Below are 24806 nucleotides of genomic sequence, written 5' to 3'. Positions count from 1 at the left end.
CCACCGTCACTGGAGCTGCTTTTCGAATAGCCTGCGCCGCTCCGATGGTCCTATGTAGTCTGCCCGGGTCAGGGTCCGGTGGTTGATCCTCTCCTCGCCGGTCTCGACGGCGGCGACCGCGGCAGCCGTCAGAAGGTGGGCAAGTTCACCGATGGTGCCTTCGCTGCGGGCAAGCAAATACCTGGCCATGTCCTCGGTTTCGATGACCGACGGTAAGCGCAACGGGAATGCCGCGGCGAAACTGGCCAACAGCGACCTGGCCTCCAGGCCCACTTCCCAGAGCGGCAGAATGAACGGTTCGAACCTGTTCTCAAGCTGGTCATCGGACCGGACGGCCAAGTAGGCCTCACGTGTGCCGACGCCGACAAGCGGGATGCGCAATTCGTTGCCCAGATACCGGAGCAGGTTCAGGAACTCGCGTCGTTTCTCACCGTGGCCAGCCAGAACGTTGTGGAACTCATCGATCACGAGCATCCGGGCTTCGACTTCACGAAGGAGTGAGAGGGCCAGACGTTCGGCTTCAGGTAGACGCAGGTTTGACCGGAAGGGCGCTCCCATCGCGTTAAGGAGGGCAGTGTAGAACCGAAGCTCCGAGGGTTCCGAGGGCATTTGCATGCACACGACCGGGATGTTTTCGCCGTCCGGGCCAGTTACAGGTGGATGCATTCGATGGAAACGCTCGACGATCATGGTCTTGCCATTGTTCGTTGGGCCGACCAGCAGGAGGTTTGGCATGCGTTGCTTCTTCGGCCAGCTAAAGAGTATTTCCAAACGTGCGACGGCGTCCAAGGCCTTGGGGTAGCCGATCCACCGGTCTGCTCGGATGCGCCGCACCCTCTCCTCGGTGGGCAGCTTTGCCAGTTCCCGCGATACGGGGTGCAGATGCGACAAATCCCCGGTCTCGTTATCTTCCACGGTCACCATTCCTCGATCTGTTCGAAGGGTTGAACGGAATCCTCTTCCGGGTCCTTGCTGCGTGGTGTGTCCGGTGGTGGGACTTTTGAAGGTACGGGGTCTGGTCGGCCCGGGTTCTTGGCATGTTTGCGACGTTCGGTTTCCCTGCGGATGCGCTTGGTCGTTTTCACGGCAGTCTCGCTGACTCGGCGCATTTGGTCGATCATCCGGAACAGTGCTGCTTCGTCCACTTGGGTGGCGCCGAGATCATGTAACCGGGCCAGAGCCTGCCGGTGCTCCCATGTGCTGATGGGAGGGTTAGCCATCGACCGGTACGGGACGTCCACGTAGTGGTGTCCGTCCGGTTCCAACACCCAAATCCGGCTGATATCGCGTGGATCTCGTCGGATGACGAACGGCTCCAGCTTGTCGCGGCGGCTGATCCACGGTTTCAGAGCGTTCGCAAAGTAGTGGACATGGTCGACGACGAAGCCTGTTCGGGTCAGCGTGCGGCGGATGACAGGGAGGAAGTCCACAAGGAAGGAAGTCTGGTTTGCGGTAACGGCGGGCAGCCCGGTCGCGGCTATCCCGGCAGCCCACTTGGCTTCCGGGGTTTGTCCCAAGGTCTTATGCACGCTGCCGTGGTAACTGGCAGCCGCAAGTACCAGCCACTTCTCAAGCTCCGGCAGCGTCAAGGCAGCCAACCTCTCCGAGTCATAGCGGCCCCGCTCCCCCGGGTTGGAAAAGGTTGTTCCCGGAAGTTCGTGGATCCTGCGCATGGCCGTGCCGATAACGCGTTCGACAATGCCGCCGTAGTGGGGTTGCCCCGGTGGCCGATAGGACAACCTGATGCCATGCTGCTCGCAGCCACGCCGCAGCGCCTCGCTCTTGAACTCTGCCGCATTATCCAGAAACAACGATTTCGGTTTGCCGCTCATCGGCCAATCCACCTCCACGCCAAGCCGCTCAAGCCAAGGACGCTTGTCCCCAACGGTGTGGGCCAGGCACAATCCCACCGAAACAGCCGATGGAGGTTCCAGCGTCACCACCATGCCCACGAGGGCCCTGCTGAAGACGTCGACGGCCACGGTCAGGTACGGGCGGCCAATCGACTGACGTTCCCGTTCGTCAACGATGACCACATCAATGACCGTGTGGTCGATCTGTACCTGCTCCAGGATCGAACTGATCAGCGGCACTTCACCGCCCGCGGCCTGCAAGGTCCTCACGGCATCCGGCCCTTCCCTGCGTCGTCCCACTTCAACGGGGTTGAGCATGGATATACGCCGAGTCACCGTGTTCCGCGTCGGGGGCTTCAAACCTTTGAGTGCACAAGCCCTGCCAATCTCCCGGTGAAGTGCCGCAACACTCAGCTTTTGTCGCGTAAGGAACCGCCGGCGGATAAGGTCGCGCATGATTTCTTCAACCGGTTCCGGCAGTCGGTTTCGACCCTTACCTCCTGTGGAACGACGGACCGCAAGGTCCGTTACGAGACCCGAACCCTGGCGATACCGGGCAAGCAACACGTAGATCCGGCGTCGGGAAACACCAAGTTCCATGGCCGCTTGGTCAACAGCAGCGGCACTTGGGGTGCGGCGCTGCGCCAACGCCCCGATCACCGCGGCACGATTCTTGGCCTGTTCCCATGCGGCATCCGACATCGTCAACTGCCCATCGGCAGCAAGACGACTCTGATCAGCATCCATGCCTGCCTCCTTTTAGGAACAGGAGTACCGAACAAAAGCACCATAATGCACAGGACTATCGAGCAACCAGTGTTCAAGAGTCCTGTGCACAACTCCCGGGGTTACAGGGGCCTTTGTGCCGTCAGCTTCTGAAGATGACAGGAAGATCGCGGTTAGTAGCCCATCGGACCTCTCCCCCGGCCTCTTTGACAGCTGCCCTGGGCGTTGGGTTCTTGTGCCTGTGTCAGGTTCGCCCGGATCCCCCAGTGTGTGGTCCCGGCTGAAAGGAACTGTTCCCCAGTGGATGGTGGGTCGGCGGCGGATGTCCTGGCCCATGGGGGACGTTACCGGTTGTTCTGCACTGGTCTCGTGCGGGTTCATTCATCAGCTGATGTTTTCGGGTTAAAGGGTGAAGGGCCGGCACTGTAAGTGCCGGCCCTTCAATTTTTCCCTCTGCAAAAGGAAATCTGTGGTTCAGTCTACAAGACTGAAGTCTTGCCCGTCAGCGCGTGGTTCGTGGGTGTGTTGCGCGGTGTCGGCGTAGGAGAAGGTATGTGCCCAGGGCGAGGAGGGCTCCGATCGCTGCTCCGAGGATTAGGCCGGTAATGCTGCGCATGTTGTTCATCAGGATCAGGGGCAGGGAGATGGCGGTGACGAAGCCGATGTGGAACGGCGTGGTGTCGTTGTCGTCATCAAGGTCTTCCATTCTGGAGTGGGCAATCATCCATCCGATGCCCAGATAAATTGTGGCAACGGCCGAGAAGATCAACGCCCCCATCACCACTTGGTCAAGGATTGGAGGCAGTCCAGGGAAGAGCTCGACGAGAGTGACCTCTGGGGGTGTCTGCGTGTTCATGGTGATTCCTGTCTGTGCTGCCATGCCATGGGATGAGCCTAAAGGGGGTCTCTGACAAAGATTTCTTAACTGATAGTGAAGGTGTCCTAGTGGACGTGACGGCGCGGCACTTTGTTTGCGTGTGCCTGGTGGCGTTGAACGGCGGTCCGTCGCTGGTGATTGGCTGCTGTGGTTCGCCCTGGGCGGCGGACCGCCCGACGTTTGGGAGGTTCCCGGCCCCGCCGTGGTGAGTGGCCGGGGGCCTTGCCGGGCGGTGGGGGTTCCGCCCGGCAGGGGGTCTAGGCGGCTTCGGGTTCGTCCGCGCTTTCCGTGGTTTCCTCGGTTTCTGTCTCGGGGTCGGTGAGGATGATCTTTTCGACGTCGCTGGGTTCGTATCCCCATGCCGTGAGCTGGGTGAGGTAGTAGCGTGTGTCGCTGTAGCGAGTCCGCCAGCTCGTGCGATCGATGTTTGCCTCGTAGGCGGTGATCATGGTGGCGAGGGTGACCGTTTCGGGTTTGGTGGTGGGTTTGTCCACGTAGGCCGTGAACTCGCCGTACCCGGTGCCGGTGCCCAGCAGTTCCGCCGTGAGTTCGGTCTTGTTCAAGGCCTTGGTCAGGATGTAGCTGGCGTGGGCGATGAACTTCTGGGCGTTCTTTGGCAGGGCCTTGCGTGCCAGCAGGGTTTTGACGAACTCCCTGCGTACCACCTCGGCCGAATCCATGGCTTTGTTGTTTTCAATGACCTCCCGTCGTGCGGCCTTTTCCTCGTCGGTCATCCCTCCTGCCGGGGCTTTGCCGTCCTTCCGCAGCCCGCGGGCCTTCCAGTCCGCGACGGCGAACCTCGTCATCAAACCGCTGTATCCGATGCCGATGTAGACCGCGTCCGCGTCCGTCTCGCTGAGGCGTTCGCCCTCGGGGGTGGTCAGTGTGGAGATCAGGGCGGCGGGTCCCTTGTAGTCGTAGTAGCTGGGGTCTTGTTCCAGCACTGTGAGGCCTTTAGCGGCAGCCTCGGCGCAGGCTTCGGCGAGCAGGGCGTTGTTCTTGCGCTCGTCGCGGAGCCGCTGCGCCCGGTGGGCGAAGTTGCCGGGGTTCTCGGTGGCGAGGCGTTCGAGCGTTGCCACTGCGTCGGCGTCGTCTGCGAATTCCTCGATCACGGCGGACTGTTCCAGTGTCAGGCCTTGGTCCAGTGCCTGGGCTGCGGTGGCGTTCGCTTTGACCTTCAGCGCGGTTTCCACCACTGCTTTCTTGGCTCCCATCTTCCGGGCGATGACGTTGGCGCTCACTCCCAGCAGTGCCATTTGGTGGAAGGCTTCGGCGCGGTCGCTGTCGGTGAGTGCGCTGCGGTGGTCGTTCTCCACTACCTGCGTGGCGAGGCGTTCCGCTTCCTCGGGGCTGGCGCCGACGAGCACGGGAATGGTCGCCGCTCCTGCCTCAACGGCTCCAAGGGTGCGGCGCTGTCCCATCAGGACGTGCACGGTTCCGTCCTCGGTCCGGTGGGCGACGACGGGCACGAGCACGCCGTGTTCTTTGATGCTGGCGACGAACTCTTTGGTGAGTCCGGCTTCCTTGCGGACGTTGGTGTCCACCGTGAGGGTGGTGGGGTCAAGCAGTTCGAGCGTGGGTGTTGCGTTCATGGTTCTGTGTCCTTTGCAGAGGAATGGTTGGTGAGGGAGCGGTGTGACCCGGGCCAGCTGCTTTCTTTCCTCCCCCGTTGTTTTTTGGCTGCTGGCGAAGCTTGCGGAGCTGTGGCCGACGGAGGCCTGTCTACCCTTGGGCAAGGGCAGAAAAATCTTGCGGGATCCGAGCTAGCGAGGATCCCTGGCTAAAGAATTTTCGGACCGCAGGCCCCGGAGCCTGCGGAGGGGCTAGACGGGGTGGAGCGGACACATAGAATCCGAAGGACAGCAGCCAAAAAACGTCGTAGACACACAGGACCGGGCACGGCGGAGCTCTGCGACGTCGGGACCGGGCCCAACAGCCGGCCACGGAGCGAAGCGGAGTGGACGCCCAAAGGGGTGCGAGCCCCGCGAGCATGCTCTCCCTGGTCCGCGGGGGATCCGCCCAGGCCGATCCCGGCCCGGGCTTGCCGCACGCACCAGGTGAGTGGTGCCGGCCCTTGGGCGGGAACGGCGGTCCGTCGCCGGCAACCACCCACAAGAGCCGGCCACCTGCGGCGGACCGCCCGCCCACGAAAGGCGAACGGCCCGACCGGCTTACGTGGCGCTGTCGATCTTGGTGAGGATCGCGTTGGTGGCTTCCTCGGTCTGGCGCTGTAGATCCTTGATTTCCTCGTCGGCCGGGGCAGCTTCTATTTTCTCGAGCTGGACCTGCCACGTATCCAACGCCGTGAGCAGTTCGGGCGTGAAGGTTGCATCCGGTTTGCCCTGCAGCCCGAAGTAGTAGAAAGCATCCGCCATTCCCGGGTAGCCGATCCTTGCGGCCGTATCGGCTGCTTGGTCGCGTTGGCCTGCCTCGTGGTGGGCTTCGTAGTCGAAATCGCCGTCTTCATCCCAGAAGTTCGTCATGGTTCTGTTTCCTCAAAACTTGGGAGGGTGGCCGGGAGCTGGTCCCGGCCACCCTCTTGGTTTGGGCCGCTGGCTGGGTCAGCCGGGTGTCCAAGAGTGCTTCGGCACGGCGGATCAAGTACTCCGGAACGTCGACGTCATGACTGAGACCTTCCCGGCCCAGGAACACGGCGTTCCCGGTGACGGGCAGATCAAGCCCGGTTTCGTGGAGCAGCTGCGCGGCGCGGACGTTCGATGGTCCGGTAGTTTGCGTCTCGGCGTTCAGGTAGACCTGCCAGTCGCCTCTGGCGATGCACTCCAGGCCGCCGCCGACGAGGATTTGAAGGCTGCTGTGCCGGGCATCGAGGCTGGCCACGGTGACGTTCTCGCTGAGTCGCGACGGGATGTAAAGAGCTATGCGGTGGGTAAGCATGGCGTCTCCTTGCCCTTCTAGAGAGGTCCGTCAGTGAGCGGATCATGCCCGCCGTTGGCGAGGCGGCGATCCTCGGCGTTGTCCATGTCCAAGGCATAGAACCAATCCGCGTCCGTCTTGTGCTGAAACGCCGGTTCCTGGGGTTCTGTGGTGTTCATTGTTTTGTGTCCTTTGCAGAGGATTGGTGAGGGAGCGGTGTGACCCGGCCAGCTGCTTTCTTTCCTCCCCCGTTGTTTTTTGGTTGCTGGCAAGCTTGCTTGCTTGGCGGCCAGCGGAGCCCTGTCTACCCGCAGGGCAAGGTGCTGGAAATCTTCGAAAGGAAATAAGCGAAGCGCCGTCGAAGAATTCCAGTGCCGCTGGCCCCGACTGCTTTTGGAGGGGCTAGACGGGGTGGAGTGGACGCCTACAATCCGGAGGACAGCAACCAGAAAACGTCGTAGACACACAGGACCGGGCACGGCGGAGCTCTGCGACGTCGGGACCGGGCCCAACAGCCGGCCACGAAGTGGACGCCCAAAGGGGTGCGAGCCCTGCGAGCATGCTCTCCCTGGTCCCCCGCCGATCCGCCCAGGCCGATCCCGGCCCGGGCTTGCCGCACGCACCAGGTGAGCACTGCCGGCCCTTGGGCGGGAACGGCGGTCCGCCGCCGGCAACCACCCACCAAAGCCGGCCACCTGCGGCGGACCGCCCGCCCACACAAGGCGAACGGCCCACCCTGCCTATGTGGCGCTGTCGGTCGGGCGGGTGTTGAATCGGCGGAAGTTTACGGCGATTTCGTGGGCGATATCAGCCATCGGTGTTCCCGGCGTAACGGTCTTCTCTTCATCGGCGGAGAACTCCACCGGTTCGCCGTCGTCGTCGTAGTGCTCCGGGCCGTAGTAGAGCTCAGCGGTGGTGAACCTGGATTCCAGGGGGTTCTTCCAGCTGAATGATCCGGGGCCAACCGTGAAGGTTTGGCTGCCTTCGCTCTGAAGGAAAAAGGTGGCGGTGCCTCCGCCGGTTTGTTCGACGTGAAGCTCCAGGCCTTCGGCTTTCATCGCATCCACCAGCTCACGCGCGGGAAACCATTCAATCTCTTCTGTGGCCTGTTGGGTTTCGGGGCTTTCAGTCATGGTTCTGTCTCCTTTACGAATGGGGTGGTTTTACGAATGGGGTGGTGGCCGGGACGGGTATCCCGGCCACCGGTGGGTCTAGCTGGCGAGTAGTTCGGCCAGTTCTGCGGCGTCGGAAACCAGTGCTGCCGTGCCTTCTTTCAGGAGCCTGTGGCAGCCTGCCGAGTTCGCGCTGTGCACGCTTCCGGGTACTGCCGCGACGTGCCGGGCAATGGTTTCGGCGTGGTGCGCGGCGTTCAGCGCGCCGGAACGCCACCGGGCTTCGACAACACAGGTGACCCCGGCGAGGGCGGCAATGATGCGGTTCCGCTGCAAAAAGCGGTAACGCGTAGGCGCGCTTCCGGGGGGCTGCTCTGAGACGACCAAACCGTCGGCCCTGATCGCGGCCGCGAGGTCCGCGTTACCTGACGGGTAAACCCGGTCAAGGCCTCCGGCTGCAACCGCGATCGTCGCCGGTCCGGTGCCGGTAAAGCCAGCAAGCGCGCCACGGTGGGCGTGCGCGTCGATGCCGTAGGCCAGGCCGGAGACAATGCAGATTCCACGCTGGGCCAGTCCATGGGCCATCTCACCGGTAACAGCTGCGCCGTAACTGGTGGAATCGCGGGAACCAGTCAACGCGGCCGCGCGCTGTACCGCGGGGATCCCCTGGGTGATGTTCCCGACGTACCAAAGCCCATACGGGGCATCAGGCAGATCATCGAGGCCGATGGGCCAGTGTTCGTCACCGGGGATAAGGAAACCTCCGCCCAGTCGTTCAATGGTGGCAAGATCCCTTTCTGCGTCCACGTCAGGGATCCGCTGCGCCCAGCGGCGCAGCCCTTCGTTCAACTCCACTTCCGTGATGTGGCGGAAGGTGTGGGGCGGTTGCGCCCCGGTTGCTACCCTCAGGGCCGCGTAGGCGCCCAAGGCGTGGACAAGCGCCCGGCCGGTGGAGTCCTGGGAATCGAAAAGGCGAGTCAGGGCGGCGCGTGCAATGCGGTCATTCATGGTTTTGTGTCCTTTGCAGAGGATTGGTGAGGGAGCGGTGTGACCCGGCCAGCTGCTTTCTTTCCTCCCCCGTTGTTTTTTGGCTGCTGGCGAAGCTTGCGGAGCTGTGGCCGACGGAGGCCTGTCTACCCTTGGGCAAGGTGTGGGAAATTCCCGGAGGAAATAAGCGACGCAGGAGCGCCGGAGGGACATTTCCTGCACCGCAGGCCCCGGAGCCTGCGGAGGGGCTAGACGGGGTGGAGCGGACACATAGAATCCGAAGGACAGCAGCCAAAAAACGTCGTAGACACACAGGACCGGGCACGGCGGAGCTCTGCGACGTCGGGACCGGGCCCAACAGCCGGCCACGGAGCGAAGCGGAGTGGACGCCCAAAGGGGTGCGAGCCCCGCGAGCATGCTCTCCCTGGTCCGCGGGGGATCCGCCCAGGCCGATCCCGGCCCGGGCTTGCCGCACGCACCAGGTGAGTGGTGCCGGCCCTTGGGCGGGAACGGCGGTCCGTCGCCGGCAACCACCCACAAGAGCCGGCCACCTGCGGCGGACCGCCCGCCCACGAAAGGCGAACGGCCCACCCTCCGGTCTACTCGCGGCGGTCGTGGAGCGGGATGGCTCCGTATTGTCCGGCTGCGCGTCGGAATCGTGAGTCGCTGCTGAAGATGAACGTGCCGCCGAACATGTACCACGGGGCGGGTTCGTCATCCGGGGCGACTGGCTCGGCGTGGGTCACGGTTTCGCGGTGGAAGCTCTCGTTTTTGACGAGTCGGACGGCGGGCCGTTCCTCGGTGGCTTCGAAAACGGGGTCGATGCCCTCGCCGATGACGGTTACCTCCATGACGCGGGCGGAAATGCCCTGATTGGAGAAGTCCGTGCCCAGGGCGTCGCGGTAGATCAGTGCGGTGATGCCTTTGGGGGCTGTGGTGGCGTTGCTCATGTGCTGGCTCCTTTGACGTGGTGGGGGATGTACTGCCCGGCTCTGGCCGGGCAGTACAGCGGTTCTCAGTTCCTGCTAGTGGAAGGTGGGGCGGTGTTCTGCGGAGAACAGGACTGCTATGGCTTCGTTGTGCCAGTCCAGTGCCGCGTATTGCCGGGTGGTGTCCAGTTCGGCGGGGTTCACATGGGCCTCGGTGTTGACGGCTGCGGCCATGCCTCGGATGTGCGCGGCGAGGTCTCCGGCTGCGCTGGCGCTGTAGGCCACGGGGGACTTCTCCACGATTGCGGCGAGGGTTTCGAGGAAGACCCCGGCTTGGGCCGGGCTGTTGGCGATGCTGCGGTTTTCTGGCATTGTCCTTGGTCCTTTGCTGGTGGCGGGTTTGGTGCCTTGCCGGGCGGCGGGGGTCCGCCCGGCAAGGAGTCGAGGGCTGTTAGGCGGCGGCTGCTGTTTGGAACGTGGGCGGGATGCGGTAGCGGCTGGGAAGCTCTGCGGCGGCTTCGGGCAGGTCTTCCGGGTCGTGGGCTTGCCCGTTCTTCCAATGGGAAAAAGCCTCTTCGGTGATCGCGTCCCAGTACCGGGCCTTCGTCCGGTAGAACGTCGTTTTCACGTCTCCCTCGCAGTAGGTGGCCATGCCGAACAGGTTGCCGATTGCGTCGGCGGTGCGGGTTCCGGCGACCATGACAAGGGGCCACTGGCCTAGGTCCCAGCCGTCAGATCCCCAACTGGGGATCACTACCCAGCCGTGTTCTCCGATGAGTTCCATCCAGTCGTAACCGCCATTCATGTGGTAATCACCCAACACGGTGACGCCGTGGATGGTTTCGCCGGTGTCCTCGGTCGTGATCGTCTCAACGCTGATTGCGTTCATGGTTTTGTGTCCTTTGCAGAGGATTGGTGAGGGAGCGGTGTGACCCGGCCATCTGCTTTCTTCCTCCCCCGTTGTTTTTTGGCTGCTGGCGAAGCTTGCGGAGCTGTGGCCGACGGAGGCCTGTCTACCCTTGGGCAAGGTGTGGGAAATTCCCGGAGGAAATAAGCGACGCAGGAGCGCCGGAGGGACATTTCCTGCACCGCAGGCCCCGGAGCCTGCGGAGGGGCTAGACGGGGTGGAGCGGACACATAGAATCCGAAGGACAGCAGCCAAAAAACGTCGTAGACACACAGGACCGGGCACGGCGGAGCTCTGCGACGTCGGGACCGGGCCCAACAGCCGGCCACGGAGCGAAGCGGAGTGGACGCCCAAAGGGGTGCGAGCCCTGCGAGCATGCTCTCTCCTGACTCTTGTCAGGCTGGGTTGGTTGGTACGGTGAAGATGTCAGAAGGTGAGACTGACTGTGGGTCCTAAACCGGACGGCTCGAAGCGCTCTTACTGGGCAGCTGGAGGATGAATGAGCGATTTGCCGAAGTACCGGCACGGTGGCAGAGACAGGAATAACTACGGTCCTGATCTAAACCTCCGTCGGAAACGTCGCGGGCTTGTCTTCGCCGTGGTCTTTGGCGGCTTATCGCTCCTGGGGCTGCTGGTGTGGTTCGTGTGGGCAGGTCTGGGCGCCCTGGCCCAGTAAGGGGCGGGCCCGCCGTCTGGCAGACCCGCCCCGATCCGGTCTAGCCCTTGGGGACTTTGGAGTTGGCGCGGTACGCCAGCATCGCCGCTCCCAGTGCTGTGAGTGAGAGAACGAAGTTCACGATGTCCAGTGGTTCCATGAGGTTTCCTTATCGGTGAGTAGGACTTAGTCTGAGAAGGAGCCGGTGGCCGCAACCGAAGCGGTCACGACCACCGTGTTTCGTAGCTACACCTACTTCCTTGCTTTACGCTTACGCTTCCGAGTTGCAGCTCGGGAGCGTTTTCTTGTTAAGCGCGCTTTCCGCATGGAGAGTAGAGCGATGACAGCTGTCATCAGGCTCACGACCGAAGTCGCGAGCTTGATCGCTTCGTCGATGCTCATGTAGCCACCTCCTTCCTGCCCCGCCGTGCGAGGCCCCCACGTCGCAGCCGGTCGAGGGTGGGCCGTCAACCCCGAAGAGTGACCGGGGAATTCCGCGAAATAAGGGAGTGCAGCGACCGCGCGGGATTGCCCGGTTGCGTGGGTTGACGGGTCGGGCCCCCGGACGGCTACGATCAGTGGCCTTGTACGGAGAACAACCCAGCCGCATGTAAGGCAAAGAAGTGCTTTTGCAGGCCGCAGCGCAGCGAAGGTCCGTTCTGGTCCTTTAGGCTGAGGCCATGGACAAGAAGAAAGCAGCGCTGACCTGGGCGCTTTTGGGGACTGGCTTCCTTGTGTACGGCCTCTACTGCGCCCTGACGACCGGCGGCACTTGGTATCTCATTGCCTCTGCCGTGATCCTGATGGTTTCCGGCGTGGTCTGCGTAGGAAACGCGGCTCAGATTATGCGACGCCCGGACCCGCAGCGCTACTAGACACAGCAACACTCAAAGGAGCAGCATGCTTGGTTTCAAAGTGAACGTCCAGAAAGAAGACAAGAGCGCCGAGCTGGAGATCCAGGGCTTCCCGGATCAGGAGACTGCCGAAGGTTTCGCGAACGAAGTTCACGAAACTTTGCTGGTGTGCAAGGACGAGAACGAAGAGATCACCGGATTCGAAGTTGGCCGGCCCGGCCCCATGGAGCCCCGTGAAGGCGCTCCCGAAGCGGACATCGAAGACTTCATCGATCAGATCACCATGTCCGTCATGAGCCCTGAACCAGCGAACCTGGTCAACAGCGAATCCCCCGTGCGTTTCGCTGTTGAGCAACCGGTGACCTGGTAGCTCAGCGGCAGGGCTTTAAGCTGGGCGCATGGACGAGTCCATTCCGCTGGCACTGCAACCACCGGTTGCGGTTGCCCTGGCGAAGCTCGTCAAGACCTTCCCCGGCCCTGCTGCCCTTCCGGGCGGGATTTGGGCAGAGCCCAAATGGGACGGGTACATTCACTGGACTTCGTCAAGTCATTCCGGACCGTGACGCCATGAGTGAGCCTGTCCCTTGGGGCATGCCACCGAAGGCCGTGAAGGGCATCCTTGCGACGTCTGCCTCGCCCGGTGTGACGCTTTTTGAACCGAAGTTCGCTGGTACCGGATCATGATCTCCGAGCAGAAGGACGGTGGAGCCTATGGTCACGCCAGGGCAAGGCGCTGACGAGATATTCTGTTCGGCTTCAGCACGACCCGGGGTGACTTTTCCCATGTCAAAGGTCAGTTAATTGTGCGCGACAGGTGTCGTCACTTATCGCCCAGCTAGTCCATTAGTGAGGGCACTACTCGGCCGTCATCCAACCTCGAAGTCCTGTATTGCCACGATCATCTCGGATCCCGAGTGTTTTGAGACGAAAAGGTTTCGAGACATTGAGCTGAAAGTTTCCTCCAGGCCTGGAATAGGACTTCAGGTGCCTGGCTTGGAGTCATGTCCGGGGCGCAGGGCGATCCACAGCGCGCATCGCCGGCAAATATAGGCGGGTTCATGGCCGAGCGCGTGAAGTTTGTGGCGCTTCATTTGCCGTCCGCAACAGGAGCACCGGTTCGGGCTGTCAGAGTCCACGGTTTCTCAGCGCTTCCAGTACCCGATCGACGGTCGGAACGCCGGCCATGCCGCTTGGCACGGGGTAGATCCGGCATACGAGTTCAGTCTCTGGGGCAGTCAACGAATGCAGCAGTTTTGTTTTCATAGCGCCTCACGTCATGTAACCGGAGGTCCCGGTGGCTTGTCAGAGTCTGGCTTTTGATGGCTTATCTGGGGAGGCTGGCTTAGGGACAGTTGCCGGGCGTGGAAGTCGAAGTGGAGTGTCGGGTACGCGTAGACGTCGGTGAGTGTCATTGTCGGCATGAAGAAAGGATCCCACCGATCCGGGAATGGCATCGTTCTTGCCAAGGACTTGAAACTCTCGCGTTCGAGTCTGCGGGAAATTGCGCTTATGGTCTTGTCTAGTTTGCGGCGCATTCGCTGTTTGTTGTAGACGAGGGCAGCAGCGCGGGAGCCCCAGTAGTTCACGACATCGAAGGGCTGTGTCCCGGCATTCAGGACCGCGGCAAAAGCTTTGCCGGCTGGTTCGGGGAGCCTGCTGATGACATGGACCAGCGGAAGCAGGGCGCGGACGACCATGTAGCCGAAAACCATGTGGAAGAGCAGTTCCTCGTTGGTCCAACGGGTTCCGTTGCTGCGTCTCCGAAGATCCGCGTCCCCGGCGTTCTTCAGCCAGGCATCGAGGTCATGGCTGGCACGGATGTAGCCGGCCAGGATTTCCGTCTTTGTTGGTTCCATGCCGTGCCTTGCGCTCCTGACGCCTGGATTTTGCTGATCTTAGATGTAGCGGCAGACCTCGTCAGCGGAGCACGTGTCCGGTTCTGGTTCAGCGGCCTGGGCGTGGAGTTGGGAGATGGTTTCCCTGAGGGCAAGGAGCTCGGCGATCTGGGCATCGAGTTCCCGCAGCCGCTCGCCTAGCAGGTCCCGGACGTGCGAGCACGGCGTCTGGCCGTGCTCGCGGATCCTCAGGATCTGGCCGATCTGGGCGAGGGTGAGCCCGGCGGCCTGGCCGCGGTGGATGAACCCGACCCGTCCCACAGCATCGTCGGTGTAGTCCCGGTACCCGGAGGCCATGCGCTCCGCGGGCGGGAGCAGACCCGATTCCTCGTAGAACCGCAGGGTCTTGGTCGTGGTCCCGGTTGCTTCCGCAAGCTGTCCGATTCTCATGTGCGCTGATTCTTTCAGTGGCCGCCCGACTTGACCTTCCACTGTACTGGAAGGTTCATGATGGTGCCATAGGAACTTTCAAGTCACGGGGAAGGAAGACGGGATGGGCAACGAGGGGTTCGATCTTGCGATCATTGGGTCCGGTGGAGCGGCGTTTGCGGCCGCGATCCGTGCCACGGGGCTGGGCAAGCGGGTAGTGATGGTGGAGCGCGGGACGGTGGGCGGGACGTGCGTGAACACCGGGTGTGTGCCGTCGAAGGCGCTTCTGGCTGCCGCGGATGCCCGTCACGTGGCGTTGGACTCGGCCCGTTTCCCCGGCATCATGGCCGCGACAGGCCCCGTGGACATTCCGGCCCTCATCGGGGGCAAGGCCGCGCTTGTTGAAAGCATGCGGACGGAGAAGTACATCGATCTGGCCGCGGACTATGGCTGGGCCATGGTCGAAGGGGACGCCGCGTTCACTGGAAGCCAGGAAGCGCCGCTGCTCCAGGTCACCTCACCGAGCGGTGCCGTGACAACGATCGAGGCCGGACACTACCTCGTGGCCACCGGCTCCGCACCATGGGCACCGCCCGTTCCGGGACTGGCCGAGACCGGCTACCTGACCTCGACGACGGCGATGGAACTGGGCCAGGTCCCGGAATCAATGCTCATCCTGGGCGGGGGCTATGTTGCCTTGGAGCAGGCACAGCTCTTCTCCCGGCTCGGCACCCGGGTCACCATGCTGGTCCGCTCCCGGTTGACCTCGCAGGAGGAACCGGAAGTATCCAAGGCGTTGGCCGGAGTCTTCGCGGACGAGGGGATCCGGGTGGTCCGGCGGGCCATTGTGGATTCCGTGACCATGGACGAGTCAACGGGCGAGGCCGTCGCCACCGCATCCGTGGCCGGAGGCCACGAAGTCTTCCGGGCCGCCCGGCTGCTCGTGGCCATGGGCCGCCGGCCCGTCACCGACGGCCTGAACCTTGGGTCCGTCGGTGTAAAGACCGGCACGTCCGGCGAGATTGTGGTCGATGCGCGTTTGGCCAGTTCCAACCCGCGGATCTGGGCCGCCGGGGACGTGACCGGACATAGGGAGTTCGTGTACGTCGCCGCGGCTCACGGCACATTGGCCGTGGAGAACGCCTTCACCGACGCCGTGGCCGAGGTCGACTACCGGCACCTGCCCCGGGTGACGTTCACCAGCCCGGCTGTGGGCGCCGTCGGAATGACTGAGAAGGACGCGGTCGATGCCGGGATCCGCTGTGACTGCAGGATCCTGCCCCTGCAAAATGTCCCGAGGGCGCTGGTCAACCGCGACACCCGCGGCTTCATCAAGGTCGTCACCGACCGTGATACCGGCAGGATCCTGGGCCTCACCGCCGTGGCCAAGGACGCCGGGGAACTCGCTGCCGCCGGCGTTTACGTCCTCGAGGCGGGCATGACCACCGCCCAGGTCGCCGCCATGTGGAGCCCGTACCTGACCATGGCCGAGGGCATCAAACTCGCCTGCAAAGCCTTCACCGCCGACGTCTCCAAGCTCTCCTGCTGCGCCTGAAAGAGCGGCCTCGAACATCAACAAAGCCAATCCCATGAAAACCACCGACTACCCGGCCCTCGGTGACCTGATGTCCCCTTCACGGTCCGTGATCGAACCTGAATTCTCCGTGCCGTTGCTGCGGCTCCTGGCCGAGGCGAGCCCGTCACGGCCTCTTGCAAACTATACCCCCTGGGGGTATATTGTTAGTGTTGTCAGTGAGAGGCGTGTCGCGGAGGGCCCAGGGCTCCTCTTTACAGCCGTTCAACCACAGCACCCATCGCATCTTCTGCAATGAATGGAACTGACATGCAAACACCATCACGCACCGAACTGCCCTTGACTTCTTCCTCGTCGGGCTGCGGTTGCTGCTCCGCTGAAACCCTCTCTGCTCCTTTCGCCGGAGAGGGCGTTGAGTACAGCGTTGAAGGACTGACCTGCGGAGGCTGCGTGGCCAGCGTTCAGCGTTCGGTCTCCGCCGTGGACGGCGTAGAGTCCGCCACCGTTGACCTTGCTCCGGGCGGAGTCTCCCGCCTCACCATTACCGGATCCGCCGAACCGTCCGCGGTCAAGGACGCCGTTACCGCGGCTGGCTACAGCCTGACCAAGAGCTAATCCCAAAACCACGGCCCTGCGCGCCCTTAATGATGGCTGCGCGGCCGTCACTGGAGGAGCACACCATGACAGAGCACTCCCATCACCCCGCAGGGCACCATGCCCCTGTCGGCGAAGCCGAAGCGGACTTCACCGAACACCACGCCACCAGCGCGGCACCACAACATCAAAAACACGGCCATCAGGGACACGACGGGGCCGACGATCATGCCGTGCACAGCCACGGACAGCATGCCGGGCACAGCACGGCAATGTTCAAGGACAGGTTCTGGCTGACGCTGGCACTCTCGGTCCCGGTCGTGTATTTCAGCCCGATGTTCGGGCACCTGCTGGGGTACATGCCCCTGGAGTTCCCGGGCTCGGCCTGGATCCCACCGGTCCTGGGTACGGTGATCTTCCTCTACGGAGGACAGCCGTTCCTCAAGGGCGGGATCAATGAATTGAAGAACCGGCAGCCCGGGATGATGCTGCTGATTTCCATGGCCATCACTGTCGCGTTCGTCGCGTCCTGGGCCACCACCCTGCGGATCGGGAACTTCGATCTGGACTTCTGGTGGGAACTGGCATTGCTGGTTGCCATCATGCTGCTTGGCCACTGGATCGAAATGAGAGCTCTCGGGTCCGCACAAGGCGCATTGGACGCCCTCGCGGCCCTCCTTCCGGACGAAGCCGAACGGGTCACCGATGCCGGCGTGGAAACCGTCCCGGTGTCCGAACTGAGGGAAGGGGACGTCGTCCTGGTCCGGTCCGGGGCCCGGATGCCCGCCGACGGCACCATCGTTGACGGACGCGCCGAGTTCGATGAATCAATGATCACCGGTGAATCCAAAACAGTGCTGCGCGCTGAAGGTGACCCGGTCGTGGCCGGGACCGTTGCCACCGACAACACAGTCCGGGTCACCGTGACAGCCGTCGGTGATGGCACGGCGCTGGCCGGCATCCAACGGCTCGTAGCCGAAGCCCAGGCCTCTTCTTCCAAGGCCCAGGCCCTCGCGGACCGGGCAGCAGCGTTCCTGTTCTACTTCGCAACCCTCGCCGGGGTGATCACGTTCATTGCGTGGATCCTGCTGGGAAGCCTGCCCGAAGCGGTGACACGGACCGTGACTGTGCTGGTGATCGCCTGCCCGCACGCGCTCGGCCTGGCCATTCCACTGGTGATTGCGATTTCCACTGAACAGGCCGCCAAGGCCGGGGTGCTGATCAAGAACCGGATCGCCCTGGAGCGGATGCGCACCATCGACGTCGTCCTGTTCGACAAAACCGGCACCCTGACCAAGGGAGAACCCGAGGTAAGGAACGTGGCAACCATCGACGGCGGTGCCGCTGATGATCTCTTGGCCCTGGCAGCGGCAGTGGAGTCCGACAGCGAACACCCCGTGGCGCGGGCCATCGTCCGGGCTGCCCAGAGCAAAAACCTGGACCTCCCGCCCGCTGCGGGCTTCTCTTCCATGACCGGCCGGGGTGTACGGGCCACGGTTGACGGGCGCACCGTCCAGGTCGGTGGCCCGGCGCTCTTGCGCGAACTGGGGCTGAGCGAGCCGGAATCCCTGGCCGCTTCGACCCGGGAGTGGATGGGCCGGGGAGCTGCCGTGCTGCACGTCATCGACGGGGACCGCATATTGGGCGCGGTCAGTCTTGAGGACGCGATCCGGCCCGAGTCCCGGCAGGCCGTGGCAGCGCTGCAAAGCAGGGGCATCAAGGTAGCCATGATCACCGGCGACGCGCAGCAGGTCGCGACGGCAGTGGGCGCGGAACTGAACATTGATGAGGTTTTCGCGGAGGTGCTTCCGGCCGACAAGGACAAGAAGGTAGCCCAGCTGCAGGCGCGGGGCCTGAAAGTGGCCATGGTCGGGGACGGGGTCAACGACTCCCCGGCACTTGCCCGGGCAGAGGTGGGCATCGCGATTGGCGCCGGCACGGACGTTGCCATGGAGTCGGCCGGGGTCATCCTGGCCGGCAACGACCCCCGGGCAGTGCTGTCCATGGTGGATCTGTCCAGGGCGAGCTACACCAAAATGTGGCAGAACCTTGTCTGGGCCACCGGGTACAACGTCATAGCCGTCCCGCTGGCCGCTGGCGTCCTGGCTTTCGCCGGGGTTGTCCTGTCCCCGGCGGCCGGGGCGGTGCTGATGTCCGTTTCCACGATTGTGGTCGCCCTCAACGCCCAACTACTCCGGCGAGTGAAACTGAACCCCTCGCAGGTTCGTTGACCACTTAGTGCCACCGGCACCGACGCACCCGTCCCCCGCGGACCCCGGCGTTGGTGCCGGTAGCCTTGAAGAACCAGTACGCAGGGAGGGAGACCAGCATGGCCGCACAACGCACCATCGCGGGATCCGCCCTGCTCACGGCGACACTGCTGGCCGCGGTCCTGGCCATCATCACCGGAATCCTGGGCATGCACGTCATGACCGGGACCCACTCAGCGCACTCGAGCGCGACGATTCCCGGAGACCTGTCTGTCCGGGCCGCGTCGGCTCCTGTCACGTCAGGGCACGTCGGACACCAGTCCTCATCATCCGGGCCCGGTTCCCTGCAGGAGTTGCCTGTCGCTAACGGCGCAGCCTCCCCGGCTCAATGCTCTTGCTCAGGGGGCTGCTCCAGCGAGCATTTTATGAGCGCGGCCTGTATCCCCTCCGCGGCAGCCGGTGTCCTTGCTGCGCCGGTACCCGCCGAGACGCCCTCGTTGGCGGCCCAGGCGCACGCCTCCACCACCCTGGTCTGGAACCAGTGGCCCTACCGTCCCGGCAGTCCTTCACCGGGTGAGCTTTCCATCAGCAGAACATAGACGGTCGGAGTCGCCCGGCCTGAAACCGGGACATTCCTTGCGACCCGGAAGGGAACCTGTCCTTCCGGCGCATCTTTGATGGCTTCCCCCCTTTTTATGGACGCCTTTGCGTCCCCGAAAACAACTTTGAAGGACCTGATAGTGATGAACACGAAGAAGTTTTTACCTCTCGCAACTACTGCCGTCGCCGCGGTGATCGCCCTCGCGGGCTGCGGTTCCTCCGGCAGTTCCGGCTCCTCAGCGACCTCCATGCCTGGTATGGACCACGGCAGCGGCTCGTCCAGCCCGTCAACCCCGGCCTCAGCCGGGGCTCATAACTCCGCTGACGTGATGTTTGCCCAGATGATGATTCCGCATCACACCCAGGCCGTGGAGATGAGCGACATGATCCTCAAGAAGCAGGATATCCCCGTCGAGGTCACCGCCCTGGCCACCCGCATCAAGGACGCGCAAGGACCGGAGATCGAGAAGATGACCGGCTGGTTGCAGAGTTGGGGTGAAGCCACGCAGATGCCCACCGGGCACAGCATGGACGGCATGATGGGCGCCGAGGACATGACCAAGCTGGAAGCTGCCCAAGGTGTGGAAGCTGCGAAGCTGTTCCTGACCCAGATGATCGCTCACCACGAGGGCGCAGTGACCATGGCCAAGACCGAGACCACGGACGGCAAAGACACCGCAGCTGTCCAGCTGAGCAAGGACATCGTCATTGCCCAGGAAACCGAGATCAAGGAAATGCAGACACTGCTGGCCAGCCTCTAGCCACTCCCTGACGGGGCCGGTCCTGCACCAATCACGCGGGGCCGGCCCTCCCTTCCGCGTTCCCTTGCCCCCCCCTTGGAGCTCTCTCATGCATTCCTTCACTCCTGCGGCGTGGCGACGCCGCGTCCTGCTGTCCGGCGCAGCGCTGATCCTTGCCCTGACAGCCTGCACCCCGACCAGCCCACCCACGACCACAGCGCCCACGATCGAACCAAGCGACAAGGCCCTGCCCAGCAGCCACGTCCACGGCTTGACCGTGAACCCCGACACCAGTCAGGTACTCCTGGCCACCCATGACGGGCTCTTCGACGTGACCAAGCAGCCTGCCACAAAGATCGGTGGCACGAACGACCTGATGGGCTTCACCGCTGGAAAGGACGGGATTTTTTACGCCTCCGGGCACCCCGGTCCCGGATCTGACCTGCCCAATCCACTCGGGCTCCTCAAGTCCTCCGACGGAGGACAGAGCTGGGAGAAACTCTCACGGCAAGGCCAGTCCGACTTCCACGCCATGACCGCCACCAAAACCGGGATCCTCGCGTACGACGGTGAATTACGCCAAAGCGCAGACGGTCAAACCTGGAACACCGTGGCCGCCGGGTTCGCACCGGCAGTCCTGGCCGGCCACCCGGACAGCGACACAGTACTGGGCACCACCACCGAGGGAATCCAGCGCTCCACCGACGGCGGAGCCACCTGGTCGCTCGACAAGGCTGGACCGGTGATCCAATACGCCGCCTTCGCCAACCCCGACGAAGCAGCCGGGGTCGCCCCTGACGGGACCACGTACTATTCGGCAGACGCCGGTGCGAGCTGGACAAAGCAGGGCCGGGTCGATGGTGAGGTGATGGCCATAGCAGCACTCAAGGGCAAAGATGGGAAACCTTGGATCTGGGCCGCCACTTCCGACGGGATCGTTGTGTCCACGGACGGCGGCACAAGTTTCCGCCCCATGGACGCAGTCTGAACCGATGACCACCTCCGACCAGGCTGAGGAATGGCATCTGGCGGGCTGCATGGACCAGGTCTAGGGTGGGCGTGATGGCCGGGTCCACCGGCCTTCACGCCCATCCCGGACAGGAGCTGGCAATGACCCACCACATCAGCGCGATGATCAATTCCCACCCAGGAGCCGCGGGCGGCATGGACAAGGAGAAACTTGCCGAATGTATCGCGGCCTGCTTTGAATGCGCCCAAGTGTGCAGTTCCTGCGCCGACGCCTGTCTTGGTGAAGACATGGTCGCCGAACTGACCACCTGTATCCGCACCGACCTGGACTGTGCCGATATCTGTGGGGCCACAGGCACCATCCTCAGTCGCCAAACCGACACCAACACAAACATTGTCCGCGCAATGCTCGAAGCCTGCCGGACCGCCTGCACCGTTTGCGCCGAAGAATGCGAGCAGCACGCCGACATGCACGAACACTGCAAAATCTGTGCTGAGGCCTGCCGGCGCTGCGAGACCGCCTGCGCGAACCTGCTTTCCACTCTCACCTGAATCACATGGTGGACTGCTGAACCTCAGGCCGTAGCCCGGTCATGGTGATCCCGACGAGCCGTCGCACGTCAGCAGGGGCCCTCCCCGATGCCGCCCCCAAGGCGTGCAGGCAGTAAGCCGCCAACGCCTCAGGGGCAGTATCAGTCCGGACCACGCCCTCTTTCACGCCCTCGACCAGCAAATCTGTCAGGAAACCGGTGAGGTGTTGTTCGGCGTGGCCGACGTGTGGACGGGTATGCAGCCGCATCGCCTGTTCGCCGCCATGTCCGGTGTGAGCAATCAGCGCGTAGGCGCCCAGGACCTCTTCGAGCGTCCGCCATGGACCCCCGGCAGTGCTGTCTCTGATCCGGGCGAGCTGCTGCAGGTGGGAACTGATGTGGCGCTCATGCCACGCGTCCAGGACCGCCTCCACATCGGGAAAATACTTATACAGCGTCGCCCGTCCGATGCCGGCGTCCTGGGCTAGTTGCGACATCGTCACCCCGGATAGACCATGATCAGCAACAACGCCGGCGACGGCATTCAAGATGGCGTCCCTTACGGCTCCTCGATGCTCTTCGATGGTTTCATTCCACAGCTTCGGCATGCATAGATCATACGCTTTGTCATCTACGTAGACAGATTGACGCTTCCGAGACATACTGTCTCGTAAAGAAGAATTGCATGTCGCAACGGGCGAGGGCAGGAGAGCGCGATGAGCGAAGGTTCGGGAGTTCCGACGGGAAACAGGGGCGAGAAGACGGACACGTTCACGGGGCCGCCCCGGTGGGTTAAGGTCTCAGCCATCGTCGCTGGCATCCTGCTTTTGGTGGCTGTAGCCGTAATGGTCCTTAGCGGTGGAGAGCACGGGCCGGGCAGGCACGGATTCGGGCTCGGCACCCAGGAGAGTACAACAAGCGCGACATCAGGTGGCCGTCCCACGGAGCCTGGGCTTCTTGTCAGTGCAGCGTAGCCTCTGATGGTCCTCAGCGTCGCCATCAGGAAGTTTCTGCTGACGTTGCACGTCATTTGTTCGTTGGGTTGGGCCGGCTCAGTTGCCGTGTTCGTGGTCCTCGACATCGCAGCGCTCAGCGGAAAACAGCCAGAACTGGGACGACTACTATGGCTGGGTCTGGACGCTACAGTGTGGTCGCTGCTTATTCCGCTGGCCCTGGGTTCCCTACTGACCGGAACAGCCCTGACCCTTGGAACAAAATGGGGACTCTTTCAGCATTACTGGGTCCTGTTGAAGCTTATCCTCACCTCCGTCGCCACCCTTGTACTCGTCCTCTACACCCACACCATCGATCCCTTGGCGAAGATCGCAGCGGACCCGGTCATGTCCGGAGTGCAGATGCCCTCCGCACTGCTGCACACTTGCGGGGCTCTCGTCGTGTTGGTGCTGGCCACCATCCTCGCTGTTTACAAGCCCCGCGGGATGACCCGCTACGGGCAGAAGAAGCGGCAGCAGGCCGGCACCCAATCCACGCTCTGACTCGATGGTCGTGGCAGTTAAGCCGAGCGGGCTCCACCCCGGGCGAGTGGGCGGACCATTCGTGTCTTTGAATCACGGGCACTCCCAGGGGGCAAGGCTCAATATGCACCCTGCCGGGGTTGCAGGCTCTGGGGGGGCGGCCTACTCAGCGCTTCGTGCAGCTACCGGACGAAGCGGGCGATGGCATCGGAGGCTTCTTGCAGCTTGGCCTCGGCTGCGTCTCCGCCGAGTTGGGCGGCATCGAGAACGCAGTGCTTCATGTGGTCATCGAGCAGCCCCAGGGCCACGCCGCGCAGGGCCGAGGTCAGCGCTGAAACTTGGGTAAGGATATCAATGCAGTATTGTTCCTCGTCGACCATCCGCGCGATCCCCCGCGCCTGGCCCTCTATCCGCTTGAGGCGCGCCAAGTACCGCTCTTTGTCGGTGATATAGCCGTGGTTTGCGTGGCTCTCGGCCCCTGCTTCGGGGCTTGGAGGCAGCTGTTTGGTGGTCATTCTATTCCTTTGGGGTAGCCGTAGATGGTAGTGGGTGCGAGGATCCCGTGCCGTCGCGGGGTGATCCGTTTTCCAGAGATTTCACTGTCAGTTCGACCATGCACCGGAAAAGACAGGCCGACGCCCAGCGAATCGCCCTATTCATGGTACTTGCGAGGTTTTCGCTTCCGGGCTCGTGCAGGGTGCCGGGGCAAGGGGTGGACGATTCAGCTGCCCCGCCCTTAAATGGCGTGAATACGGAGATCATGCCGCACCAGAGCCGGTACTTGGGATTGGCCAGCGCGGCGACCATCGCGCAGGGCTTGGCCCTGGAGAGTCCAAGATGACGCTTACAGTCACGCTGTTGGGCCAGTTCATTCGCTTTCCCTCTTCACTACAGGTACCCCCTAAGGGTATAACTCCGCGCGGGGAAACTCAAGATTGCTCCTTTTTCATGAGCCCGTGGATGCTCGACCCAGCGCATTCCAGTCTTGCCAATTATACCCCCATGGGGTATGGTCACTTTATTCAATACCCCCTGGGGGTATAGATGGTGAGCGGCGGATCAGCAGTAGCGAGGGCGCGGACGAATGGCAGTGGATTTACTGGCAAATGTTGTGGCCGAGTTTCCGACAGTTGGGACGAGCATCCGCGTCCTGCGCCGGCTGGTTCGAAGTACCGTTGCCAGCCCCTCGTGGATACGTCCAAAACCACATTCCCAAGCAAGCGTCAAATGCAGAAAAGAGGAGACGAAATGACTGACATCAGCCACAGCAGCCACAGTGTTGAAGGAGCCGGCGGCCTGATGCTCTCGGAGCATGGATACACACTGGATTTCGATTCCCGCCCACTCGGCAGCGGAACAAAGACGATAACTTTCCGCATTGTTGGCCCTGACGGACAGCCGGTGAACGAGTTCACACCCACGCATGAGAAAGAACTGCACCTGATCGCCATCCGCCGTGACATGACTGGCTTCCAGCATGTCCACCCGATCAGGGACCAGTCGGGGACGTGGACCATCGATCTGGAATTCACTCCTGGACCCTGGCGGATTTTCACGGACTTCAACCCGTCCGGGCACGACGGGCCCATGACTTTGAGTATCGAAGCCTCCGTCTCCGGCGAGTACATCCCACAACCGATTCCCGGTATTGGACAGAGCCTGGAAGTCGGCGGCTACACCGTCACGCTTGAGGGCAGGCTCCTTCCCGGAGAGGCGAGCGAACTTACCTTCAGTGTCACCAGGAACGGACAACCGGTGACGGATCTGCAGCCATATCTTGGCGCCTTTGGGCATTTGGTGGCACTTCGCGCTGAAGACCTGGCCTATCTTCATGTCCATCCCGAGGGAGAACCTGGTGACGGAACAACCCCGCCGGGCCCGGAAGTCTCATTCATGGCCGTCGCACCTTCAGCTGGTTTGTACCGTCTGCATCTGGATTTCCAGCACGAGGGCGCCGTTATCACCGCGCCGTTCACGGCCCGGGCCACAGCTACCGTCGCCGAGGGTTTGGCCGCAGAGGCCGGAACACGTCCGGGCAAGCCCGGCGAGGAATCCCATGGCAACCACGGGTCGCATCACCACGTCTGACCTCCACCGGTGGCGTGGTGAAGCCAAC

The 24806-nt window shown here is 62.9% G+C and carries 29 protein-coding genes; 13 read left to right on the top strand and 16 right to left on the bottom strand.

Going from position 1 to position 24806, the window contains the following annotated elements; all coding sequences use genetic code 11:
- Positions 1–6 precede the first annotated feature (6 nt).
- From AR689_RS22315 to AR689_RS22265, 12 genes are all read right to left on the bottom strand, one after another.
- Entirely contained in the window at positions 7–924 is a 918-nt protein-coding gene (locus AR689_RS22315) for a TniB family NTP-binding protein (RefSeq protein WP_156424668.1), read from the bottom strand.
- Positions 918–2600, bottom strand: coding sequence for a TnsB C-terminal domain-containing protein (locus AR689_RS22310; protein ID WP_062073715.1), 1683 nt, complete (start codon positions 2598–2600; stop codon positions 918–920). Before AR689_RS22310 ends, AR689_RS22315 begins: the two co-directional genes overlap by 7 nt.
- Positions 2601–3081: 481 nt before the next feature.
- Complete coding sequence (locus AR689_RS22305; RefSeq protein WP_231745634.1) at positions 3082–3459, bottom strand: hypothetical protein; 378 nt, start codon at positions 3457–3459, stop codon at positions 3082–3084.
- Between the two features lie 254 nt (positions 3460–3713).
- Complete coding sequence (locus tag AR689_RS22300; protein ID WP_062073714.1) at positions 3714–5048, bottom strand: ParB/RepB/Spo0J family partition protein; 1335 nt, start codon at positions 5046–5048, stop codon at positions 3714–3716.
- Between the two features lie 579 nt (positions 5049–5627).
- Positions 5628–5939, bottom strand: coding sequence for a hypothetical protein (locus AR689_RS22295; protein ID WP_017200351.1), 312 nt, complete (start codon positions 5937–5939; stop codon positions 5628–5630).
- Positions 5920–6351 carry a hypothetical protein gene (locus AR689_RS22290; RefSeq protein ID WP_231745633.1) on the bottom strand — a complete coding sequence of 144 codons (432 nt, stop codon included), beginning with the start codon at positions 6349–6351 and terminating at the stop codon, positions 5920–5922. The genes AR689_RS22295 and AR689_RS22290 overlap by 20 nt, the downstream gene beginning before the upstream one ends.
- Before the next feature lie 17 nt (positions 6352–6368).
- Entirely contained in the window at positions 6369–6509 is a 141-nt protein-coding gene (locus AR689_RS23465) for a hypothetical protein (protein WP_017200349.1), read from the bottom strand.
- Between the two features lie 561 nt (positions 6510–7070).
- Positions 7071–7463, bottom strand: a complete 393-nt coding sequence (locus AR689_RS22285) for a hypothetical protein (RefSeq protein ID WP_062073713.1) — start codon at positions 7461–7463, stop codon at positions 7071–7073.
- Between the two features lie 78 nt (positions 7464–7541).
- Complete coding sequence (gene dprA, locus AR689_RS22280; protein ID WP_062073712.1) at positions 7542–8450, bottom strand: DNA-processing protein DprA; 909 nt, start codon at positions 8448–8450, stop codon at positions 7542–7544.
- A 578-nt stretch (positions 8451–9028) separates the two neighbouring features.
- On the bottom strand, positions 9029–9379 hold the full coding sequence (locus AR689_RS22275) for a DUF8317 domain-containing protein (RefSeq protein WP_062073711.1): 351 nt from the start codon (positions 9377–9379) through the stop codon (positions 9029–9031).
- Positions 9380–9454: 75 nt separating this feature from the next.
- Positions 9455–9730, bottom strand: coding sequence for a hypothetical protein (locus AR689_RS22270; protein WP_017200553.1), 276 nt, complete (start codon positions 9728–9730; stop codon positions 9455–9457).
- A gap of 79 nt (positions 9731–9809) precedes the next feature.
- Positions 9810–10247, bottom strand: coding sequence for a hypothetical protein (locus AR689_RS22265; protein ID WP_062073710.1), 438 nt, complete (start codon positions 10245–10247; stop codon positions 9810–9812).
- Between the two features lie 517 nt (positions 10248–10764).
- Here AR689_RS22265 and AR689_RS23215 point away from each other — a divergent pair.
- From AR689_RS23215 to AR689_RS22250, 3 genes are all read left to right on the top strand, one after another.
- Complete coding sequence (locus AR689_RS23215) at positions 10765–10941, top strand: hypothetical protein (protein WP_156424667.1); 177 nt, start codon at positions 10765–10767, stop codon at positions 10939–10941.
- Positions 10942–11600: 659 nt separating this feature from the next.
- The gene (locus AR689_RS22255) at positions 11601–11795 is read left to right on the top strand and encodes a hypothetical protein (RefSeq protein WP_017197958.1); all 195 of its coding nucleotides are present in this window, start codon (positions 11601–11603) and stop codon (positions 11793–11795) included.
- 25 nt (positions 11796–11820) lie between these two features.
- A complete protein-coding gene (locus tag AR689_RS22250; RefSeq protein ID WP_017197957.1) occupies positions 11821–12144 on the top strand; it encodes a hypothetical protein in 324 nt (107 codons plus the stop codon).
- 904 nt (positions 12145–13048) lie between these two features.
- Here AR689_RS22250 and AR689_RS22245 read toward each other — a convergent pair.
- Entirely contained in the window at positions 13049–13630 is a 582-nt protein-coding gene (locus tag AR689_RS22245; RefSeq protein ID WP_017197955.1) for a DinB family protein, read from the bottom strand.
- Between the two features lie 39 nt (positions 13631–13669).
- Positions 13670–14059 carry a heavy metal-responsive transcriptional regulator gene (locus AR689_RS22240; protein ID WP_062073708.1) on the bottom strand — a complete coding sequence of 130 codons (390 nt, stop codon included), beginning with the start codon at positions 14057–14059 and terminating at the stop codon, positions 13670–13672.
- A gap of 103 nt (positions 14060–14162) precedes the next feature.
- On the opposite strand from AR689_RS22240, the gene merA reads away from it, so the two are divergent.
- The 7 genes from merA to AR689_RS22205 all read left to right on the top strand — a co-directional run bounded on the left by merA (position 14163) and on the right by AR689_RS22205 (position 21237).
- On the top strand, positions 14163–15593 hold the full coding sequence (merA, locus tag AR689_RS22235; protein WP_062073707.1) for a mercury(II) reductase: 1431 nt from the start codon (positions 14163–14165) through the stop codon (positions 15591–15593).
- 288 nt (positions 15594–15881) lie between these two features.
- Positions 15882–16187 carry a heavy-metal-associated domain-containing protein gene (locus AR689_RS23610; protein WP_062073706.1) on the top strand — a complete coding sequence of 102 codons (306 nt, stop codon included), beginning with the start codon at positions 15882–15884 and terminating at the stop codon, positions 16185–16187.
- Between the two features lie 65 nt (positions 16188–16252).
- Positions 16253–18397, top strand: coding sequence for a copper-translocating P-type ATPase (locus tag AR689_RS22225; RefSeq protein ID WP_062073947.1), 2145 nt, complete (start codon positions 16253–16255; stop codon positions 18395–18397).
- Between the two features lie 98 nt (positions 18398–18495).
- Entirely contained in the window at positions 18496–18975 is a 480-nt protein-coding gene (locus AR689_RS22220; RefSeq protein ID WP_062073704.1) for a DUF6153 family protein, read from the top strand.
- Between the two features lie 144 nt (positions 18976–19119).
- Positions 19120–19737 (top strand): DUF305 domain-containing protein, encoded by a 618-nt coding sequence (locus AR689_RS22215; RefSeq protein WP_231745632.1) that lies wholly within the window; start codon positions 19120–19122, stop codon positions 19735–19737.
- 88 nt (positions 19738–19825) lie between these two features.
- Positions 19826–20704 (top strand): F510_1955 family glycosylhydrolase, encoded by an 879-nt coding sequence (locus AR689_RS22210; RefSeq protein ID WP_062073701.1) that lies wholly within the window; start codon positions 19826–19828, stop codon positions 20702–20704.
- A gap of 122 nt (positions 20705–20826) precedes the next feature.
- Positions 20827–21237: a four-helix bundle copper-binding protein gene (locus tag AR689_RS22205; protein WP_062073945.1), complete on the top strand. Its 411-nt coding sequence runs from the start codon at positions 20827–20829 to the stop codon at positions 21235–21237.
- A gap of 1 nt (position 21238) precedes the next feature.
- Here the strand turns inward: AR689_RS22205 and AR689_RS22200 are convergent, their stop codons facing one another.
- On the bottom strand, positions 21239–21823 hold the full coding sequence (locus tag AR689_RS22200) for a TetR/AcrR family transcriptional regulator (RefSeq protein ID WP_062073699.1): 585 nt from the start codon (positions 21821–21823) through the stop codon (positions 21239–21241).
- A gap of 108 nt (positions 21824–21931) precedes the next feature.
- Here AR689_RS22200 and AR689_RS22195 point away from each other — a divergent pair, with 108 nt between their 5' ends.
- Both AR689_RS22195 and AR689_RS22190 read left to right on the top strand, forming a co-directional pair.
- A complete protein-coding gene (locus tag AR689_RS22195; protein ID WP_062073697.1) occupies positions 21932–22189 on the top strand; it encodes a hypothetical protein in 258 nt (85 codons plus the stop codon).
- A gap of 6 nt (positions 22190–22195) precedes the next feature.
- Complete coding sequence (locus AR689_RS22190; protein WP_062073695.1) at positions 22196–22711, top strand: hypothetical protein; 516 nt, start codon at positions 22196–22198, stop codon at positions 22709–22711.
- A gap of 161 nt (positions 22712–22872) precedes the next feature.
- On the opposite strand, the gene AR689_RS22185 is transcribed toward AR689_RS22190, so the two are convergent.
- Entirely contained in the window at positions 22873–23205 is a 333-nt protein-coding gene (locus AR689_RS22185; RefSeq protein ID WP_062073693.1) for a metal-sensitive transcriptional regulator, read from the bottom strand.
- 733 nt (positions 23206–23938) lie between these two features.
- Between AR689_RS22185 and AR689_RS22175 the strand changes: the two genes are divergently transcribed.
- The gene (locus tag AR689_RS22175) at positions 23939–24778 is read left to right on the top strand and encodes a DUF8832 domain-containing protein (protein ID WP_062073689.1); all 840 of its coding nucleotides are present in this window, start codon (positions 23939–23941) and stop codon (positions 24776–24778) included.
- Positions 24779–24806: the final 28 nt, after the last annotated feature.

This window comes from Arthrobacter sp. EpRS71, from assembly GCF_001512285.1.
In the GTDB taxonomy this organism is placed as follows: Bacteria; Actinomycetota; Actinomycetes; order Actinomycetales; family Micrococcaceae; genus Arthrobacter.
The sequence above is the reverse complement of the archived record's forward strand: the minus strand, read 5'-3'. Positions and strand labels throughout refer to the sequence as shown.